An 18,097-nucleotide genomic window follows, 5' to 3' on the forward strand; every position below is an offset into this window, starting at 1 on the left:
GACCGCGCGCCTGGATCATTAACGCAGCGCGCCCGCCAGCAGCTTGTGCAGCTTTGAATGAAGGCCGTCGTTGGCCGCCAGAAACTCGCTGCGCTCGATCGAGCGGTCGCCGCCGCGGAAGTCGGTAACGAAGCCACCGGCCTCCTTCACCAACAGCATGCCCGCCGCTGCATCCCAGATCTTGAGCTTCGATTCCCAATAACCGTCGAACCGGCCAGCCGCGACCCACGCCAGGTCGAGCGCCGCCGAGCCGAGGCGCCGGATCCCGGCAACCTGCGGAGCAATCGATCCGAAGATACGGGTCCATTCGGCGAAATCGCCATGCCCCATGAAGGGAATGCCGGTCGCAATGACCGACTCAGTCAATTCGCGGCGCGAGGATACGCGCAGCCGCTGATCCTGCAGCCAGGCGCCCCGCCCCTTCTCGGCCCAGAAGCTCTCGTCCGTTAGCGGCTGGTACACCAGCCCGGTCGTCACCTCCCGCTTGCCGTTGGGCAGGGGTTCCTCGACCGCGATGGAGATCGCGAAGTGCGGGATGCCGTGAAGGAAGTTCGTGGTGCCGTCCAGCGGATCGATGATGAACCGCGGCTTGGATGGATCGCCGGCGATCTCGCCACGCTCCTCCATCACGAAGCCCCAGTCCGGCCGCGCCTTCGACAATTCCTCGTAAAGGGTCTGTTCGGCGCGCTGGTCCGCCATCGAGACGAAATCTGCAGGCCCCTTGCGACTCACCTGAAGGTGCTGGACTTCGTTGAAGTCACGCCGCAACCGCGGCGCCGCCTTGCGCGCGGCACGTTCGATGATCGTGAAAAGACCGGAATGGGATGGCATCTCGACAACTCCCCCCTCCCGCTAAGGAGGGGTCGTGGGCTTCAACAATCCGGGGCTTGTTCATGGCGAAGATCGCCATGTCCTTCGGCGGCACTCCCGCCAGTCCCGGTCCCTCCCGAGCGGGAGGGAAAAACAATCAGTCCGCGCGGCGGACGTAGGTCTGCTCGTAAACGTCCACGACGATGCGGGTTCCGCTGGAAATGTGCGGGGGCACCATCACGCGAACGCCATTGTCGAGAATCGCGGGCTTGTAGCTGGAAGAGGCGGTCTGCCCCTTCACCACCGCATCGGCCTCGACGATCGTTGCTTCAATCGTGTCGGGCAGCTGAACGCTGATGGCTTCCTCTTCATAGAGCTCCATCACCACGTCCATGCCGTCCTGCAGGAAAGCGGCCGCATCGCCGAGAAGATCGCGCGGCAGCGTCACCTGATCGTAGGTCTCCTTATCCATGAAGACCAGGCCGTCGCCGTCCGCGAACAGGAACTGAAAGTCCTTGGTGTCGAGCCGCACGCGCTCCACCGTCTCTGCCGAACGGAAGCGGACGTTGTTCTTGCGGCCATCGCGCAGGTTCTTCAGTTCGACCTGCATATAGGCGCCGCCCTTGCCCGGCTGCGTATGCTGGATCTTCACCGCGCGCCAGATGCCGCCTTCATATTCGATGATGTTACCCGGACGGATGTCCACACCGCTGATCTTCATGACTTTTTACTGCCCATTCTCCGTTCGGGCCGAGCAGATCGAAACCCTTGCTCCCCTTCCCCAAGGGGAGCGCCCGTGACGGAAATCCTGGACATGCAGGCGATCAGGGCAGGTTTCGACCAGCTCAGGGCAAACGGCAGTGTTGAACTGGAAGGCGGTCGCCCTAACGAACCTTGCGCTTTCCGGCAAGCAGCGGGTACGGATTGACCGGTGTTCCCTCGTACCATTTGTCGCCGGGTCCCATCTGGCTGACGGCAAAGTGGAGATGGGTATTGCCGGCGCCGGCGTTCCCCGTGTCGCCAACATAGCCAAGCAACATGCCCCTGGTTACCGGCGCGCCCTCGCGCAGTCCGGGCGCGTAGCGGGCGAGATGCGCATAATAATGGCTCCAGCGTCGCCCCGGCGAGCGCACATATAGCGTCGTACCGCCTGCCTTGCTTTGGAACATCTTCTCGACTGCGCCTGGTGCGGCCGCGAGGACGGGCGTGTTCGCGGGCGCGATGATGTCAATCGCCTGATGGCGCCGGCTCCCCCCTCCTCGTGAGTCTCCCCACGTGTCCGCAAGCTGCCTAGGCGCGATCCCGGCTACCGGCACCATCAACGGGGCTGCGACCGAATTGCCTGCTGGCGAAGGCGCCGCCACCGTGCTGGTCGCCGCTGGTGATCGCTTCTCCGACGGCCCGAACGACAACATCGACGCGAAGCCGGCGATAGCCAGCAGGATCAGCGCTAGGATCGTACCGCCCAGCCTGGTCATTCAGCGCGCATCCGCCACGCGGAACGCTGACCCGACCAGCGATCCACGTGACTTTGTCTGCCCGTCAGATCGAACGACGACATCAGGCCGGAAACAGGCCGATCTTCGCCAAAGCGGAACGTCTGGATGGCCGAGCACGATCATTCAACGGCCGTCGGCGTGCCTGGTTGCGGCCGCGACACGGGGCTCAGCCGAGTGCCTCACCAAACGCCCGTACCGCCGCGGCTTCATCGCCGTTCCACACCGCGCCGGACACCGCAATGAAGTCCGCGCCCGCCGCGACCAGCGGACGCGCATTGCTCGGCGTGATCCCGCCGATTGCGACACAGGGAAGCTCGAACAGTGTCGACCACCAGGAAAGGATCACTGGCTCGGGGTGATGCTTCACTTCCTTGGTCGTCGTCGGATAGAAACTGCCGAACGCCACATAGTCCGCGCCCGCCTCGCCGGCTTCCATCGCCATGTGCCGGCTGTCGTGGCAAGTCACACCGATCTGGACATCAGGACCAAGCGTCACTCGCGCCTCGCGCGGATCGCCATCTTCCTGGCCCAGATGGACGCCATCGGCACCCAGTCTCTTGGCCAGCGACACGCTGTCATTGACGATAAAGGCCACGTCCCGATCGGCGCAAATACGCTGCAGCGGCTCCGCAAGCCGGGCTGCCTCGTGCTGGTTGACGTCCTTTACGCGAAACTGAAACGCCGCCACGGGCCCCGCGTCCAGTGCCCGCGCCAGCCGGTCAGAAAAGTCACCTGCCACGTTCAATGGCGAGATCAGATAAAGTTGGCACGGCGGACGTTTGTCATCGCGCTGAAAGGCGGCTGCGAACTGGGGATCCAGCGGGCCAAGGGGATCGTCGATCATCCCACTCGCCTAGCGCTCAACCGCGACAGACGGAAGCCGCCGCGGGCTGTCCGGGGCAACGAACCGGCGGGACAACCGTTGTCTTCTATGTATCGAGCCAGACACAGGTGGTCCGTGACCAAAGCCCTGCCCCTTTCCCTTCTCTCCTTCAGCCTACTCGCCGCTGCGTGCGCGCCACAGACGAAGATCGTTTCCGCCCCGGTGGGCGCGCCTGCCACTGCTACAGCCGTGGCCCCGGTTCGAGCGCCAGCGCCGGTGGACCGCACCGCCGCGATGGCCGCGACCGCGATCAATCCGCGGCTCGCCGGTGCGGAGATGCTGGGCACGCGCACGATTGCGGGCAATTGCGCGGCGGCGCCCAATCTTCAAACGCTGTCGCGCGCCCTCTTCGCCAGTGACGCCGGTCGCTCGCTTGGCGCCACCGGCCCGGTGACGGTATTCGCGCCAAGCGACGAGGCATTCGGTCGCATGCAGCCACAGGTGGTCAACGCGCTTCTTCAACCAGCAAATCGAGCGACGTTGAACAAGCTCGTCAACTATCACGTCGTGGCCGGCACCATGACGCTGGAGCAACTGCGCGCGAAGGTCGATCAAGGCCGTGGCACCGCCCGCCTCGCGACTGTTGAAGGTGACACCCTAACCGTCACGAAGGAGGGCGCTGCCGTGGCTCTGACCGACGCGCAAGGCAACAAGAGCTATGTGCAGACGCCGGACGTTCAGCAAGCCGATGGGGTGTTCCACGTCATCAACGGCGTCATGGTGCCCCACTTGGCCTGAGTCCCTAGAGCGAGAGACGTTGCACTGGCAGCGCGCCTTACGACCGCCACTTCGCCGCTGACTGATCGTCGCTGGCGCGCGCCTCTACCCAGCGATGCTGCCCCGCCACCTGCTCCCGCTTCCAGAACGGCGCATCGGTTTTCAGCCGATCGATCAGGAAAGCGCAGGCTTGCAGCGCCTCTGCCCGATGCGATGCGCTGGTGGCGACAAAGACGATCCGGTCGCCCGGCACCATCCGGCCTACGCGATGCACGATGGTGGCACCGGCAAGCGACCACCGCTGCACCGCTTCTTCGGCAAGCACCTGCAACGCTCGCTCGGTGGCGCCCGGATAATGCTCCAGCATCAGCTCCGTCACGCCATCATCGGCGCGCACCATGCCGGTGAAAGTCGCCAGCGCCCCATCCAACTCGGCCCTCTCCTGCTCCGCGGCCACATCGATCGGCGACGGGCTGACCAGAATGCGGATCATCCGCCTGTCACCGGCGGAAAGATGGCGATCTCCTTCGCGCCGGCAATCGCCGTGTCCAGCGTGACGAAATCCTGGTCGCGGGCAGCCCGCAAGCGATCCGGCTCGCTAAAGGCGGCGGCATGGCGATCCGACCGCCCGGCTAGCCAGCGGATCAGCGCGGCAATTGTTTCAACGTCATCGGGCGGGCTCACCACCTCTTCCGCAAGACCGATCCGCTCGCGCACCCAGGCGAAGTAAAGCACCCGCATCGCCATCAATCCATGTGCTTCAGACCGACGCGCAGGTAGTCCCACCCGGTCACGATCGTCAGCACCGCGGCGCCCCAAAGGGAAACAAGCCCGACCAGCTTGATCCAGCCAAGATCCGGCAGGGCGCCCGCCAGGATCAGCGCGCCTAGTGCCACCAGCTGCAGCGTCGTCTTCCACTTGGCCAGTCGGGATACGGGCAGCGATACCTGCAAGCCGGCCAGAAACTCGCGCAGCCCCGAAACGGCGATCTCGCGTAGCAGGATCACCAGCGCGGCGACGATATGCACCCCGGTGATCACCGCGGTGTCATTGTGCCGCGTCCCTACCAGCATCAGGATGACAGCCGCGACCATGATCTTGTCGGCAATCGGATCTAGGAACACGCCTAAGCGCGACACCGCTCCCTGCGCACGTGCGAGATATCCGTCGAAATAGTCGGTGATCCCCATCAGGCAGTATAGGCCGAAGGCGATGGCGAACCCGGCGTGCCATGTCGGCCACCACAAGAACGCCACCAACGCGGGCACCGCGACGATTCGCGACAGGCTGAGCAGATTGGGCAACGTAAGCACGATTGCTGACTTAGCTCAGCAAGCCGGTGGCGCAACCCTGCCGGGGTTGGCAGCGGTAGCGACGAGCGGCTATGTCGAATGCTCATTCTGCCACAGTCGGGCTACCTCCTGCCATGATCAATGCCCTCGGGCTTCTCAAACGGCGGCGCTTTTTGCCGCTTTTCGTCACCCAGTTCCTGGGCGCCTTCAACGACAATCTATTCAAAACCTCCATGGTTCTCTTTGCGACCTACGAGATTTTCGCGAACGAAAAGCAGGAAAGCTTCTTCAACGCCCTGGCTGCGGGCCTTTTCATCTTGCCTTTCTTCCTCCTGTCCGCCCTGGCAGGGCAATTGGCGGACACCATGGACAAGGCGCGGATCATCCGCGTGGTCAAGATTGTTGAATTCGGCATCATGGCACTCGGCTGCGGCGGTCTCTTGCTGGCCCGCACGGGGCAGGTCACGCTTCCCGTCGTGATGATGCTCGGCGCGGTGGTCGGCCTGGGTATTCACTCAACGTTCTTCAGCCCGATCAAATACGCCATCCTGCCGCAGCATCTCGAGGATGACGACGTGCTTGGCGGCACGGGTCTGGTTGAGGCGGGAACCTATCTGTCGATTCTGCTCGGCACCATCCTCGCCGGGTTCATCTACGAATCGATACCGCTGATCGCCGGGCTGACCTTTCTCGTGGCGCTTCTTGGCTATCTAAGTGCCCGGATGGTTCCTCCCGCGCCGCGGCTGGGGCCGCCGCTGACGCTCGATCACAATCCGCTGCGGGCGTCGTGGCGGCTGGTGGCGGGCACGATGCACATCCCGCGACTGTTTCTGGCGATCTGCGCCATCAGCTTCTTCTGGACGATCGGGTCCGTCCTCGTGGTCATCTTCCCGCCTTTAGTGAAGAACGTTCTCACCTCCGATGCGAGCGTCGCCAGCCTGGTATTGGCCATCTTCTCCGTCGGAGTCGCGATCGGTTCGGTCGTCATCAACCTCATGCTGCGCGGCCATATCTCGGCGCGCTATTCGCCGGCCTCGGTGATCGCGATGGGCGTGGCCGTTCTCGCCTTCTGGTTTGTTGCCTCAAGCTGGGAGGGAGCGCCTGCGGGAACGCTGTTCGACATCGCCGGCTTCATGAGGCACCCGGGCGCGCCTTTGGTACTGCTGACGCTGATGTTCGTGGCAATCTTCGGCGGCATGTTCGTCGTGCCGCTCTACGCCTTCCTCACCACGACCGTTCCAAAGGACCAGACGGCGCGAACCGTGGCGGCGAACAATGTCGTGAACGCAGGCGCGATGACGATCGGCTCGGCTGCGGTCGCCGGGATCACCGCGCTAGGTGCCACGGCCAGCCAGTTGCTGTTGCTCGTGGCCGGCATGTGCCTTGTTTCGGCATGGATCGCACAGCGCCTGCACCGCGCCTGCGACTAGCCGCGATCACATGATGAGGGTGTAGAAGCAGATGAAGAAGGCGGTGAAGCTCAGCACGAACAGCTTGAGGTCCTGATCGTCGCTGTGCTTCGGCTGCGAGTCTTCCGAGACCAGCATTCGCCGAATGGGATGGCGGGCGGCCCGCTCGGGGATCAATCGTTGCTGCATTCCCCCATGGTTAACGAGGCGTTTACGTTTTGGAACTGCCCTGAAGAAGTAATCAGGCGAGTGTCCAAGGTTGGTACAGGAGAGGATGATGCCGCTTTACGAGTTCCGGGGCCAACGCCCTACCTGCCACGAAACGGCCTGGGTGGCTCCGAGCGCTGATATCGTGGGAGACGTTCAGCTGGCCGAGGACACCAGCGTGTGGTTCGGGGCGGTGATCCGCGGCGACAACACGACCATTCCCATCGGCGCGCGCAGCAACATTCAGGAGGGCGCAATGCTGCACTCCGATCCGGGATCACCGCTGACAGTAGGCGAGGATTGTACCATCGGCCACCATGCGATCCTCCACGGATGCACCATCGGTGATCGGGTGCTCATCGGCATGGGCGCGACGATCCTCAACCGCGCGCACATTCCGGACGATTGCATCGTCGGGGCGAACGCGCTTGTCACGGAGGGGAAGACCTTCCCGCCGCGTAGCCTCATCGTAGGCAGCCCGGCTAAGGTGGTCCGCTCGTTGGACGACCAAGCCGTCGCCGGCTTGAAGGTGTCAGCCGCCCATTATGTCGAGAATGGGCGGGCCGCCGCGTCCGGTCTGAAGCGCATCGACTGATCCGACGCACGCTGCACAAGTGTAATCGGCGCCGGCGGGGCGGCTGGACAGGTGATTACTCACCCGACATAACCTGACTTATGTCAGTTCCATCGATCCTCTCCCGTCTGCGCCTGCCGGTCATCGGCTCGCCGCTGTTCATCATCTCCGGTCCGGATCTCGTGATCGCGCAGTGCAAGGCCGGTGTCGTCGGCTCCTTCCCTGCGCTGAACGCCCGTCCGCAGGGCCTCCTCGACGAGTGGCTGCACCGGATCACCGAAGAGCTTGCGGCACACAATCGCGACAATCCCGATCGCCCGGCGGCGCCCTTCGCCGTCAATCAAATCGTTCACAAGTCGAACGATCGTCTGGAGGCCGATCTCGCCACGTGCGAAAAGTGGCAGGTGCCGATCACCATCACGTCGCTCGGCGCACGGGAAGAACTGAACCAGGCCGTCCACAATTGGGGCGGCATCACGTTCCACGACGTGATCGACGATCGCTTCGCGCGCAAGGCGGTCGAGAAGGGAGCCGACGGCCTGATCCCCGTCGCGGCGGGCGCCGGCGGGCACGCCGGGCGACTTTCGCCCTTCGCCCTCGTCAGCGAGATCCGTCAGTGGTTTGATGGCCCCGTGGCCCTCTCGGGGTCGATCGCCACCGGTGACGCCGTACTCGCCGCGCAAGCCATGGGCGCGGACTTCGCCTATATCGGCTCACCCTTCATCGCTACCGAAGAGGCGAATGCCGACCAGCGGTACAAGGAGGGGATCGTCGAAGGCCGCGCCGCGGACATCGTCTATTCGAACCTCTTCACCGGCGTTCACGGCAATTATCTACGCGGTTCGATCGTCGCTGCCGGCCTGGACCCAGATAATCTGCCCGACGGCGACTATAAGACGATGAACTTCGGCCAAGGGGACAATGCGCCCAAGGCCAAGGCGTGGCGCGACATCTGGGGTTCGGGCCAGGGCATCGGCGCCGTTCAGAAGGTGGAGTCAGTCGCCGACCGGATCGACCGGATGGAGCGGGAATATAACGCGGCCAGAGCGCGGATCGGCCTCGCTGCCTGATCGGGCCGCCGCGCATCCGCTGCGGCCGTCCTCGCTTTATCGACGTTGCGAACCTGGCCGGCGGCGGCCGGGTTCGCAGCGATCACATCGTTTTATCGGTGACCCGGGAGGCTCAACCGACATCACGAAGCGTCAGTCGGCCTGGATGTCCTCGCCATCCGTCGCGCCGGCGACGTCTTGGAAATATGCCTCAACGGGGCCGTTCAGCTTGATGGTAAGCGGGCGCCCGCGACGATCCACCTTCTTGCCCAGCGCAACGCGGATCCAGCTTTCGGAGATCGAGTATTCTTCGACATCGGTCCGCTCGACACCTTTGAAGCGAATGCCGATGCCGCGTTCGAGCGTCGGCTGGTCGAAATAAGGGCTCGAGGGATCGATGGAGAGATGATCAGGCGGTGTGTCGGTCATGGCAGCGCGACTAGACGATCACTGCGTCAGCCCCAATAGGAAAAGCGGCGCGGGAGAATGGATCTCCCGCGCCGTCCCCTGCATGCCCATTCAAACAGCTTGCCGGGTCAAGCCGATCAGCGGCAGACCCGAACTGGCACCCGACCGCCGTAATAGGGGTCCCAGCGCCACTGGCGAAAGCACCGCGGCCCGCGCCATGCCGGCCGGTAGGCATCATAATAAGGCTGCGGATAATAGCCCCGATACCCGCGATAGCGTGGCGGATAATCATAATATGGTCCGCGATTGCTCGATGCGATCGCCGCACCCAGACCCAACCCGACAACGCCGCCGATCAGCGCGCCGGCAGCGACATCCGACCCGCGGTCATGACGATGGCCCCAGCGCTGCGCCGTCGCGGGCGTAGCCGTGGCAAGCGCCGACGCGGCCAATGCCGTGCCGAGACCCGCTTTCATCAGAAATCCATTCATCTCGAACCTCCTAACACAAACGCTCGGTCCGCTCTGAAGGTGTAAACACACGATGCCGTGAGCGTGTTCAATGTTATGGGCGATTCGGGCTTAACCACCGCGGAATGCGGCGTTCATGATCGGTTTAGGAAAAAGTAGATGCGTTTCTGGTTGTTGAGGTCGGAACCGGATGTGTACGGGTGGGATCATCTGATTGCGGATGAAGGCACCGAGTGGGACGGCGTGCGAAATTACACCGCACGCAACTTCATCAAGGAGATGGAGCCCGGCGATCAGGCGATCTTCTACCATTCGAACAAGGAAAAAGCTGCCGTCGGAACGATGGAGATCGTGCGTGCCTGGCAGCCCGATGGTGAAAAGGGCATCTGGGCATCGGTTGCCGTGAAGCCGCTGACGAAGCTGCCCCGCCCCGTCCCGCTCGCCACGATCAAGGCGGAGCCGCGCCTGGCGACGCTGGAGGTTCTTCGCCAAAGCCGCCTTTCGGTCACCCCGGTCAGGGATGAAGAATGGGCGGTCCTGATGGAGCTTGGCGGCCTGTCGTGAACCGAGAAAGGAGCGTGTGGCGCTCGCGCATGGTTTTAGTCCTCCGCGAACGCCACCTGCTCTGCCCGCGTCAGGCTGAGCGGTATTGCACGCTGCTCCGAGGACGAACGCAGCGCAGCCTCTATCACCGCTGTGGTTGCAAGTGCCTGGGCGAGTGGCACGGGGCTTTTCGCACCATCACGTATTGCGGCAACCACACCGCGGTAGAAGGCGCGCTGGTCTCCCGCCGGTGCCGGTAACTCTGTCCGCCCACCCTCATCATAACGGACTAGCGGGTCTTCATCCCTGCCCCATCCCGGCGAGCCGGGCACCACCCCGGCCAGCAACTGCGCTTCCTGTTGATCAGCGCGTTCCTTCACCAGGCTGCCTAACGTGCCATGCACGATAAATCGCGCGCTGCCGCCTGCCGCCAGCATGCTCGCGTGCAGGATCACCCGCTTGTCGGGATAGTGTAGAATGGCATGTGCCCAGTCGTGCGCCGACGCGCCGGGGCGAAGAATGGCAAGGCTCGCCTCGACGCGCTCGGGCAAGCCGAACAGCTGAAGGGCTTGGTCCACCAGATGCGGCGCCAGATCGTACCAGATCCCGCCGCCGCCTTCAGGCCGTTCTCGCCAGCGATCGCGCACCTGCGGGCGAAAGCGGTCGAAATGACTTTCGAAATGGACGACCTGGCCGATCAAGCCACGTTCGATCGCAGCGCGAACTGCCAGAAAGTCGCTGTCCCATCGCCGGTTCTGGAATACTGCAAGCAACCGCCCGCTCCGGCGTGCCCGTTCATTGACGCCGCGCGCCTCATCCAGCGTCAGCGCGTAAGGCTTTTCGACTACGACATGCTTGCCCGCCTCAAGCGCTTGGCAAGCGATTGAGGCGTGGCTGTGGTTCGGACTCGCGACCACCACCAGATCGACATCCTGACGCACGAGCAAGTCGGCCACGGACCCAACGACTGGGACAGGCCCGAGTTGATCGGCAATGGCGTCGCGTTGCGAAGACGCAATCGCCGCAAGCTCGATCCCCTCGGTCGCGCCGATCAGCGGGGCGTGAAACGTCCGCCCCGCATAGCCAAAGCCGATCAGGCCTACCCGGACCGGCCGGTCACTCACGCCGCTTCGGCAGACCGCTTCATCCGCTTGCGCTCGTTCGGATCGAGGAAGCGCTTGCGCAGGCGGATCGTCTTCGGCGTCACCTCGACCATCTCGTCATCGTCGATGTACGCGATCGCCTGCTCCAGCGTCATCTTCTTCGGCGGGGTCAGGCGAACGGCATCGTCCTTGCCGCCCGAGGCGCGGAAGTTGGTCAGCTGCTTCGCCTTCATCGGGTTGACCTCAAGGTCTTCCGTCTTGGCGTTCTCACCGATGATCATGCCCTCGTAGAGCGCCTCGCCATGGCCGACGAACAGGATGCCGCGATCCTCCAGCGGGCCGAGTGCATAGGCCTGTGCCTCGCCCGCGCCGTTCGAGATCAGCACACCGTTCTTGCGCCCCTCGATCACGCCCTTGTGCGGGCCGTACTTCTCGAACAGCCGGTTCATGATGCCGGTGCCGCGCGTGTCCGACAGGAACTCGCCGTGATAGCCGATCATGCCGCGCGACGGCGCCGAGAAGGTGATGCGCGTCTTGCCACCGCCCGACGGGCGCATGTCGGTCATTTCGGCCTTACGCAGGTTCATCTTCTCGACGACCGAGCCCGAATGCTCCTCGTCTACGTCGATGATGACGGTTTCATACGGTTCGGTGCGCTTGCCGCTCTCGTCCTCGCGGAACAGCACGCGCGGGCGGCTGATGCCCAGCTCGAAGCCCTCGCGGCGCATCGTCTCGATCAGCACGCCAAGCTGAAGCTCGCCACGGCCGGCAACTTCATAGCTGTCACGGTCGGACGATTCGGTCACCTTGATGGCAACGTTCGACTCGGCCTCGCGGAACAGGCGGTCGCGGATCATGCGGCTCGTCACCTTGCTGCCCTCGCGGCCAGCCATCGGCGAATCATTCACCGCAAAGCGCATCGACAGCGTCGGCGGATCGATCGGCTGCGCCTGGATCGCCTCGGTCACGCTGGTGTCGGCGATCGTGTTCGACACGGTCGCGACGGTGAGGCCGGCGAGGCTGATGATGTCGCCGGCGCGCGCCTCGTCGGTCGGCACGCGCTCGAGGCCCTGGAAGGTCATGATCTTCGACGCGCGGCCGGTCTCGATCACCTTGCCGTCCATGTCGAGCGCGTGGATCGGCTGGTTGACCTTGACGGTGCCCGAGTTGACGCGGCCGGTGAGCACGCGGCCGAGGAAGTTGTCGCGGTCGAGCAGAGTCACGAGAAAGGTGAACGGCGCATCGACGTCCAGCGCCGGCGGCGGCACGTGATCAACGATTTTCTGGAACAGCGGCGTCAGCGTGCCCTCACGGCGATCGGGATCCTCGCTGGCATAGCCGTTGCGGCCCGACGCGTAGAGCACCGGAAAGTCGAGCTGCTCATCGCTCGCGTCCAGGCTGACGAACAGGTCGAATACCTCGTCCAGCACTTCCTGGATGCGCTGGTCGGGGCGGTCGACCTTGTTGACCACCACGATCGGGCGCAGGCCCAACGCCAGCGCCTTGCCCGTCACGAACTTGGTCTGCGGCATCGCGCCTTCCGACGAATCGACCAGCAGGATCACACCGTCGACCATCGAGAGGATGCGCTCCACCTCGCCGCCGAAATCGGCGTGGCCCGGCGTATCGACGATGTTGATGCGCGTGCCTTCCCACTCGATCGAGGTAGGCTTGGCGAGAATCGTGATCCCGCGCTCCTTCTCGAGGTCGTTCGAATCCATCGCGCGCTCTTCGATGCGCTGGTTCTCTCGAAAGGTGCCCGACTGGCGGAACAGCTGGTCAACAAGCGTGGTCTTGCCATGATCGACGTGCGCGATGATGGCGATGTTGCGCAAATTCATACAAATTCCTGGATGGCCACCACGGCGCGGCAGCGTTGCGGGCGCGCATAGCCGAAACGACCCGAAAGCGCCAGCCTTCGCGCTCGCAGCATCGTCATGCCGGGAATCACATGTCGAGCACCGCTCTTCTCACGCTTTGCGCAGTCTCCACAGCGTATTATATGACTGATACACTTGAACGAAGACCCGTCTGCCGCCATCCTGACGGCAACGCTGGAGGAACCACATGGCGAGCACCCCCGACACGATCACCGCGACCGAGCCGGCGCTGACGCTCACGCCCCCCGATCCGGTGCCGACGGTCGCTGCGGAAAAGGCAGCCGGCCTCGTTCCGGTCGATGACGGCACCAAGTCCAAGCTGGAGGAACGCGCCGACTATGCCGTTCAGCAGCTGATGGAGCGGGATGCAAACAGCCCGGAATTCGGCAAGGTGGTCGATGCAATCACCAACATGGGCGCGAAGGAAATCCGCGACGCGGCCGGCCAGTCCAACCGTTTTCTCGATCGCCCCGTCCGGGCGATGGATCAGGAAACCGGCGTGGGCAAGGATCTGGCCCAGTTGCGCCGCGTCGTGGAGGATCTCGATCCGGGCAAGAAGGGCAACCTTACCGCCCCGCAGAAGCTGTTCGGCATCATCCCATTCGGGAACAAGATGCGCAATTATTTCGACAGCTACAAATCCAGCCAGACGCACATCGCCTCCATTCTTAAGAGCCTCGGGTCAGGCAAGGACGAGCTCCTGATGGACAATGCGTCCATCGACACCGAACGCGCCAATCTTTGGAGCGCGATGGGCAAGCTGGAGCAGATGATTCAGCTGTCGAAGATGCTGGATAGCAAGCTGGAGGACAAGGCGAACGAGCTGGACGCGACCGACCCGGCCAAGGCCAAGGCGATCCGCGAAAGCGCGCTCTTCTACGCACGTCAGCGGACCCAGGATCTCCTGACTCAGATGGCGGTGACCGTTCAGGGCTATCTGGCACTCGATCTGGTCAAGAAGAACAACGTTGAGCTGATCAAGGGCGTGGATCGGGCATCCACGACGACGGTCGCCGCGCTACGCACTGCCGTCACCGTCGCGCATGCGATGACCAATCAGAAGCTGGTGCTGGAACAGATCACTCAGCTGAACAACACCACGGCCGGCATCATCGATTCGACCGGCAAGCTGCTGCGCTCCAACACCGCCCGGATCCACGAACAGGCGGCAAGCTCGGCCATTCCGCTGGAAACACTCCAGCGTGCGTTCCAGAACATCTACGAAACGATGGACGCGATCGACACTTTCAAGGTGAAGGCGCTCGATTCGATGAAGAGCACGGTCGACACACTGTCGAACGAGGTGGAAAAGTCGCGCGGCTATATCGCTCGGGCGGAAGGCGCCGCACAGAATCGAGTCGGTTCCTCGCCTGAAACCTTCAAGCTGGAGGCGCTGTGACCTCTTACGATACCGACGACGCGCTTGCGCGGGCACGTGGCACGCTCGATCGGGTCAGGCTGCAGTCGTTCGAGCAGGTGCCGGTCCGCCGCCGACCGCGAGAGGGACGCAGCCTTGCCAAACGCGTCGCCGCCATCGGCATTTCCAACGCCGCCATCCTGATTGCCGCTGCTGTGATCGGCCTGGCCGCGGCTCCTCTGGGCCTGTTCGGCGCGCTTGCAGTGATGATGGTCATGATGGCGGTGACGCTGGCCATTGCCTTTGCGCCAGGGCCCAAACCGGTGACGCACGAAAAGCTTGCCAAAAGCGAGTTGAAGGCATTGCCAACCCAGACCACCCGCTGGCTCGATGCGCAGCGGCCGGCGCTGCCCGCCCCGGCGGTTCAGGTGACCGACCGGATCGGCCTGCGACTGGATACGCTCGGCAAGCAGCTGGCGTCGGTGGAGGATGACACGCCCGCGGCGCTCGATATCCGGCGCCTGGTCGGCGAGCAGCTGCCCGAATTCATTCGCGACTATCAGCGCGTCCCGGCGGAACTCCGGGATACCGAGCGCAACGGCAAGACACCCGATCGGCAGCTGGTCGAAGGACTGGAACTGATAGAGCGCGAAATCGGCCAGCTAAGCGAGGAACTGGCGCGCGGCGATCTCGATTCGTTGGAAACGCGCGGCCGCTTTCTGGAAATGAAATACAAGGACGGTGACCCGGCGTGACGTGATTTGCCAGTCTTCGGAAGGGCATGGGCTCCTCTAAGCCGATCCGCTTAATTGACGCGACATTGTCATGTGGATGCGTTAGCAGTCGCGCATGAACGATCGTGTCCTCGTCTTTGAAGGTATCCACAACTTCCGCGACTATGGCGGCTATGCCGCGCGCGATGGCCGATTGCGGCAGGGTGTCCTTTGGCGCTCTGGGCAGCATGGCGATGCCACGTCCAACGATCTTGCCGGCGTCGCAAACCTCGGCATAGCGACGGTCATTGATCTTCGCGGGGATAGCGAGCGGCAGCTTATGCCCTGCCTTCGTCATGACGGCTTTGACGGCCTGGTGCTTTTCGCACCGGGCGAGACCGCCGGGTCGGAACTGGCGCCGCATGAGGAAGCGGGCAGCGGGATCACAACCGCTTCCGAGGCGCGCGCGGCGATGACGCGCTTGTACGAAAATATGCCGTTCCGGACCGTGCTGGTCCGATCGCTTACTCTTTATTTCGAGGCACTGGCGACGCGCCAGGGCCCCAGTCTGCTTCATTGCCTCGCGGGCAAGGATCGCACCGGCCTTGCCGCGGCCCTGCTTCACCGGCTTCTTGGCGTGCACGAAGATGACGTGATGGCCGATTACCTGCTCACGAATGCAGCGGGCGATCAGAAGCGGCGCATTGCCGCCGCCGGTGACTCGATCCGTCAGCGTTATGGTCCGCAGATCACCGATGAGGCCATCGAGACATTGATGGGCGTGGACGCCCAGTATCTCAAGGCTGCGACCCGCTCGATTAACGAGCATCACGGCTCAGTCGAACGCTATGCCGATGAAGTGCTGGGCGTCGACGCAGCCCGGCGTGAAGCGCTCCGCGAGCGGCTGGTAGCCTGATCGTCACCACCCGCAGCAAACTTCGGCCGAATTATCCAGTGATAAGGCCCCAAAGCATCCAGCCGTTCAAGGTGACGATCGCGGCGGCGATGCCCCACGCAAGCACTGCCAGCCACCTTGGCGCCGCCAGCGGCCCCATCATCCGCCGACTTCCGGTGAACGCTACCAGCGGCAGCACCGCGAATGGAAGTTGCAGACTGAGCACCACCTGGCTGAGGACGAGCAACTGCGTCGCTCCGCTGTCTCCCGCCAGCGCCACGCCGATCACCGCGGGGATGATCGCCAGCCCGCGCGTAATCATCCGCCGCAGCCAGAGCGGCAGACGAAGCTCAAGAAAGCCTTCCATAACGATCTGACCGGCCAAGGTGCCAGTCACGGTGGAATTCTGCCCGCTCGCCAACAGCGCAACGGCGAAAACGACGCTCGCCACGCCGACACCCAGCATGGGCGCGAGCAGGCGATGCGCTTCCTCGATCTCTGCCACTTCCGTCCGTCCCGCGACATGGAAGGTCGCGGCCGCCAACACGAGGATTGCGGCGTTGATGAAGAACGCCAGGCCAAGGCTGACGGTCGAATCGATCGTTGCCATCTTCAGCGCGTCGCGCTTTTCGGCAACCTTCGTTCCGACAGCCCGGGTCTGCACGATCGCCGAGTGCAGGTACAGGTTGTGGGGCATCACGGTCGCGCCAAGAATGCCGATGGCGATGTAGAGCATGGCGGGATTGCTGACGATTTCAGCAGACGGGATCAGTCCCACCGCGGCCGCGCCCCAGTCCGGTCCGGCCCATGCGAGCTCAAGCGCAAAGCAACCGGCGATCACGATCAGCAGCGATGCGACAAATGCCTCCAGGCGACGAAAGCCGTAGCGCTGCAATGCCAGGATCAGGAATACGTCAAGCGCCGTGACGCAGACCCCTGCGACCAGCGGCAGTCCGAACAACAGCTTCAGCGCGATCGCCGTGCCAAGCACCTCCGCCAGATCGCAGGCGATGATCGCGATCTCGCACAAGATCCACAGCACCATGGAAACCGGCCGCGAATATTGTCGTCTGCACGCCTGCGCCAAATCCATACCGGCGCCAATCCCCAGCCGTGCTGACAGCGCCTGGAGCACGATGGCCATCAGGTTGGAAAGAAGGATGACGCTCAGCAGCGTGTAGCCAAAGGCCGATCCCCCGGCGATGTCGGTGGCCCAGTTCCCCGGGTCCATATAGCCGACGGCCACCAGCCAGCCGGGTCCGACAAAGGCGAACAGCCGGCGCCAGAAGCTCGCGCCTTCCGGCACCCGGATGGAGGCGTGAACCTCCGGAAGCGATCGCATCAGCTCGGCAGCAGGCGGGGTCATCCCCGCTGCAATGCGGAATTCGCTTGGGAGTTTCAACGTTTCAATCGGGAAAGAATGGCCGCGTTGCGCTCGACCAGCGCAGGATCGCGCGCCATTGATGCGGTGATAATGGCGCCGTCCAGCGCGGTATCGATCGGGGATGGAGTGCGCTCGGCGGGCAGGCTGGCGACCAGCGCCTTCACCGCCGCTCGTGCAATCGCGCCGTTGGCGGCCATGTGCGACAGGATCGCGTTCACATCGACAGCGGCTTCGTCTTCTCGCCAGCAATCATAGTCGGTCACCATTCCGACCAGCGCGTAGGGCAGCTCGGCTTCGCGGGCGAGCCGCGCCTCCGGCATGCCGGTCATGCCGATCACGTCTCCGCCCCATGCGCGATACATCAGGCTCTCGGCGCGGGTCGAGAATTGAGGTCCCTCCATCGCGAGGTAAGTGGCGCCTTCCGTCACCCTGCCACCGGCTGCCTGCACGGCAGCGGCGGCGAATGCGGACAGCCGCTCGCACACCGGGTCCGCCAGCGACACATGCGCCACCAGCCCCGTGCCGAAGAAGCTCGCCGGGCGGGAGACCGTGCGGTCGATGAACTGGTTGACGATGGCGAATTGGCCGGGCGCCACTTCCTCCTGCAGCGAACCGACCGAGGATAAGGCAAGTAGGTCCGTGCACCCTGCCCGCTTCAATGCGTCAATGTTCGCTCGCACCGGAATGTCATGCGGGGCGATCCGGTGTCCACGGCCATGGCGCGGCAAGAAGCGGAGTCCGACATCGCCTATGCGACCGAAGAGAATGTCGTCCGACGGCGTACCCCAGGGGCTCGCCACCGATCGCCACTCCGCATCCTCCAGGCCATCGATGGCGTAAAGGCCCGAGCCGCCGATGATCCCAATCGTCCATTGCGTGTTCATCGCGCTCCTCCGATAAGATC

General features: G+C 63.8%; 22 protein-coding genes. 8 read left to right on the forward strand and 14 right to left on the reverse strand.

The genetic code is table 11. The features are described from left to right. Positions 1–18: 18 nt before the first annotated feature. The 4 genes from BMX36_RS04290 to thiE all read right to left on the reverse strand — a co-directional run bounded on the left by BMX36_RS04290 (position 19) and on the right by thiE (position 3,153). The gene (locus BMX36_RS04290; RefSeq protein WP_093063778.1) at positions 19–831 is read right to left on the reverse strand and encodes an inositol monophosphatase family protein; all 813 of its coding nucleotides are present in this window, start codon (positions 829–831) and stop codon (positions 19–21) included. A gap of 136 nt (positions 832–967) precedes the next feature. Beyond that, positions 968–1,531: an elongation factor P gene (efp, locus tag BMX36_RS04295; RefSeq protein WP_066780413.1), complete on the reverse strand. Its 564-nt coding sequence runs from the start codon at positions 1,529–1,531 to the stop codon at positions 968–970. Between the two features lie 163 nt (positions 1,532–1,694). Then, positions 1,695–2,288 (reverse strand): M23 family metallopeptidase, encoded by a 594-nt coding sequence (locus BMX36_RS04300; RefSeq protein ID WP_066780411.1) that lies wholly within the window; start codon positions 2,286–2,288, stop codon positions 1,695–1,697. A 187-nt stretch (positions 2,289–2,475) separates the two neighbouring features. Further along, complete coding sequence (gene thiE, locus BMX36_RS04305) at positions 2,476–3,153, reverse strand: thiamine phosphate synthase (protein WP_093063779.1); 678 nt, start codon at positions 3,151–3,153, stop codon at positions 2,476–2,478. A 114-nt stretch (positions 3,154–3,267) separates the two neighbouring features. On the opposite strand from thiE, the gene BMX36_RS04310 reads away from it, so the two are divergent. Then, positions 3,268–3,930 (forward strand): fasciclin domain-containing protein, encoded by a 663-nt coding sequence (locus tag BMX36_RS04310; RefSeq protein WP_218142133.1) that lies wholly within the window; start codon positions 3,268–3,270, stop codon positions 3,928–3,930. A gap of 37 nt (positions 3,931–3,967) precedes the next feature. On the opposite strand, the gene BMX36_RS04315 is transcribed toward BMX36_RS04310, so the two are convergent. Genes BMX36_RS04315 through pgsA form a run of 3 tightly spaced genes read right to left on the reverse strand, consistent with a single transcriptional unit; the run spans position 3,968 to position 5,222 of the window. Further along, positions 3,968–4,402: a molybdenum cofactor biosynthesis protein MoaE gene (locus BMX36_RS04315; RefSeq protein ID WP_093063781.1), complete on the reverse strand. Its 435-nt coding sequence runs from the start codon at positions 4,400–4,402 to the stop codon at positions 3,968–3,970. Continuing rightward, positions 4,399–4,656 carry a molybdopterin converting factor subunit 1 gene (gene moaD, locus BMX36_RS04320; RefSeq protein ID WP_093063782.1) on the reverse strand — a complete coding sequence of 86 codons (258 nt, stop codon included), beginning with the start codon at positions 4,654–4,656 and terminating at the stop codon, positions 4,399–4,401. The genes BMX36_RS04315 and moaD overlap by 4 nt, the downstream gene beginning before the upstream one ends. Next, positions 4,656–5,222 carry a CDP-diacylglycerol--glycerol-3-phosphate 3-phosphatidyltransferase gene (gene pgsA, locus BMX36_RS04325; RefSeq protein WP_093063783.1) on the reverse strand — a complete coding sequence of 189 codons (567 nt, stop codon included), beginning with the start codon at positions 5,220–5,222 and terminating at the stop codon, positions 4,656–4,658. Before pgsA ends, moaD begins: the two co-directional genes overlap by 1 nt. Positions 5,223–5,335: 113 nt before the next feature. On the opposite strand from pgsA, the gene BMX36_RS04330 reads away from it, so the two are divergent. After that, entirely contained in the window at positions 5,336–6,631 is a 1,296-nt protein-coding gene (locus BMX36_RS04330; protein WP_093063784.1) for an MFS transporter, read from the forward strand. Between the two features lie 6 nt (positions 6,632–6,637). Here the strand turns inward: BMX36_RS04330 and BMX36_RS21590 are convergent, their stop codons facing one another. After that, positions 6,638–6,799 carry a hypothetical protein gene (locus BMX36_RS21590; RefSeq protein ID WP_177179016.1) on the reverse strand — a complete coding sequence of 54 codons (162 nt, stop codon included), beginning with the start codon at positions 6,797–6,799 and terminating at the stop codon, positions 6,638–6,640. Positions 6,800–6,887: 88 nt separating this feature from the next. On the opposite strand from BMX36_RS21590, the gene BMX36_RS04335 reads away from it, so the two are divergent. Together BMX36_RS04335 and BMX36_RS04340 are read left to right on the forward strand one after the other, a co-directional pair. Continuing rightward, a complete protein-coding gene (locus BMX36_RS04335; RefSeq protein ID WP_093065221.1) occupies positions 6,888–7,412 on the forward strand; it encodes a gamma carbonic anhydrase family protein in 525 nt (174 codons plus the stop codon). 80 nt (positions 7,413–7,492) lie between these two features. Next, complete coding sequence (locus BMX36_RS04340) at positions 7,493–8,461, forward strand: NAD(P)H-dependent flavin oxidoreductase (protein WP_066780399.1); 969 nt, start codon at positions 7,493–7,495, stop codon at positions 8,459–8,461. 132 nt (positions 8,462–8,593) lie between these two features. On the opposite strand, the gene BMX36_RS04345 is transcribed toward BMX36_RS04340, so the two are convergent. Together BMX36_RS04345 and BMX36_RS04350 are read right to left on the reverse strand one after the other, a co-directional pair. Further along, complete coding sequence (locus tag BMX36_RS04345) at positions 8,594–8,869, reverse strand: DUF3297 family protein (protein ID WP_093063785.1); 276 nt, start codon at positions 8,867–8,869, stop codon at positions 8,594–8,596. A 116-nt stretch (positions 8,870–8,985) separates the two neighbouring features. Beyond that, the gene (locus BMX36_RS04350) at positions 8,986–9,324 is read right to left on the reverse strand and encodes a hypothetical protein (protein WP_371262795.1); all 339 of its coding nucleotides are present in this window, start codon (positions 9,322–9,324) and stop codon (positions 8,986–8,988) included. A gap of 153 nt (positions 9,325–9,477) precedes the next feature. Here BMX36_RS04350 and BMX36_RS04355 point away from each other — a divergent pair, with 153 nt between their 5' ends. Next, complete coding sequence (locus BMX36_RS04355) at positions 9,478–9,882, forward strand: EVE domain-containing protein (RefSeq protein WP_093063787.1); 405 nt, start codon at positions 9,478–9,480, stop codon at positions 9,880–9,882. Positions 9,883–9,917: 35 nt separating this feature from the next. Here the strand turns inward: BMX36_RS04355 and BMX36_RS04360 are convergent, their stop codons facing one another. Together BMX36_RS04360 and typA are read right to left on the reverse strand one after the other, a co-directional pair. After that, complete coding sequence (locus tag BMX36_RS04360; RefSeq protein WP_093063788.1) at positions 9,918–10,985, reverse strand: oxidoreductase; 1,068 nt, start codon at positions 10,983–10,985, stop codon at positions 9,918–9,920. Beyond that, positions 10,982–12,805 carry a translational GTPase TypA gene (typA, locus tag BMX36_RS04365; protein ID WP_093063789.1) on the reverse strand — a complete coding sequence of 608 codons (1,824 nt, stop codon included), beginning with the start codon at positions 12,803–12,805 and terminating at the stop codon, positions 10,982–10,984. Before typA ends, BMX36_RS04360 begins: the two co-directional genes overlap by 4 nt. A 226-nt stretch (positions 12,806–13,031) precedes the next feature. Between typA and BMX36_RS04370 the strand changes: the two genes are divergently transcribed. The 3 genes from BMX36_RS04370 (at position 13,032) to BMX36_RS04380 (ending at position 15,830) form a co-directional block, all read left to right on the forward strand. Then, the gene (locus BMX36_RS04370) at positions 13,032–14,243 is read left to right on the forward strand and encodes a toxic anion resistance protein (protein WP_093063790.1); all 1,212 of its coding nucleotides are present in this window, start codon (positions 13,032–13,034) and stop codon (positions 14,241–14,243) included. Next, the gene (locus tag BMX36_RS04375; RefSeq protein ID WP_093063791.1) at positions 14,240–14,956 is read left to right on the forward strand and encodes a hypothetical protein; all 717 of its coding nucleotides are present in this window, start codon (positions 14,240–14,242) and stop codon (positions 14,954–14,956) included. Before BMX36_RS04370 ends, BMX36_RS04375 begins: the two co-directional genes overlap by 4 nt. Positions 14,957–15,050: 94 nt before the next feature. After that, on the forward strand, positions 15,051–15,830 hold the full coding sequence (locus BMX36_RS04380) for a tyrosine-protein phosphatase (RefSeq protein ID WP_093063792.1): 780 nt from the start codon (positions 15,051–15,053) through the stop codon (positions 15,828–15,830). A 31-nt stretch (positions 15,831–15,861) separates the two neighbouring features. Here BMX36_RS04380 and BMX36_RS04385 read toward each other — a convergent pair whose 3' ends face one another. Beyond that, entirely contained in the window at positions 15,862–17,175 is a 1,314-nt protein-coding gene (locus tag BMX36_RS04385; protein ID WP_093063793.1) for an Nramp family divalent metal transporter, read from the reverse strand. Between the two features lie 32 nt (positions 17,176–17,207). Then, positions 17,208–18,077: a phosphorylase family protein gene (locus BMX36_RS04390; RefSeq protein WP_093063794.1), complete on the reverse strand. Its 870-nt coding sequence runs from the start codon at positions 18,075–18,077 to the stop codon at positions 17,208–17,210. Positions 18,078–18,097: the final 20 nt, after the last annotated feature.

The sequence above is a fragment of the Sphingomonas sp. OV641 genome, from assembly GCF_900109205.1.
GTDB lineage: Bacteria > Pseudomonadota > Alphaproteobacteria > Sphingomonadales > Sphingomonadaceae > Sphingomonas.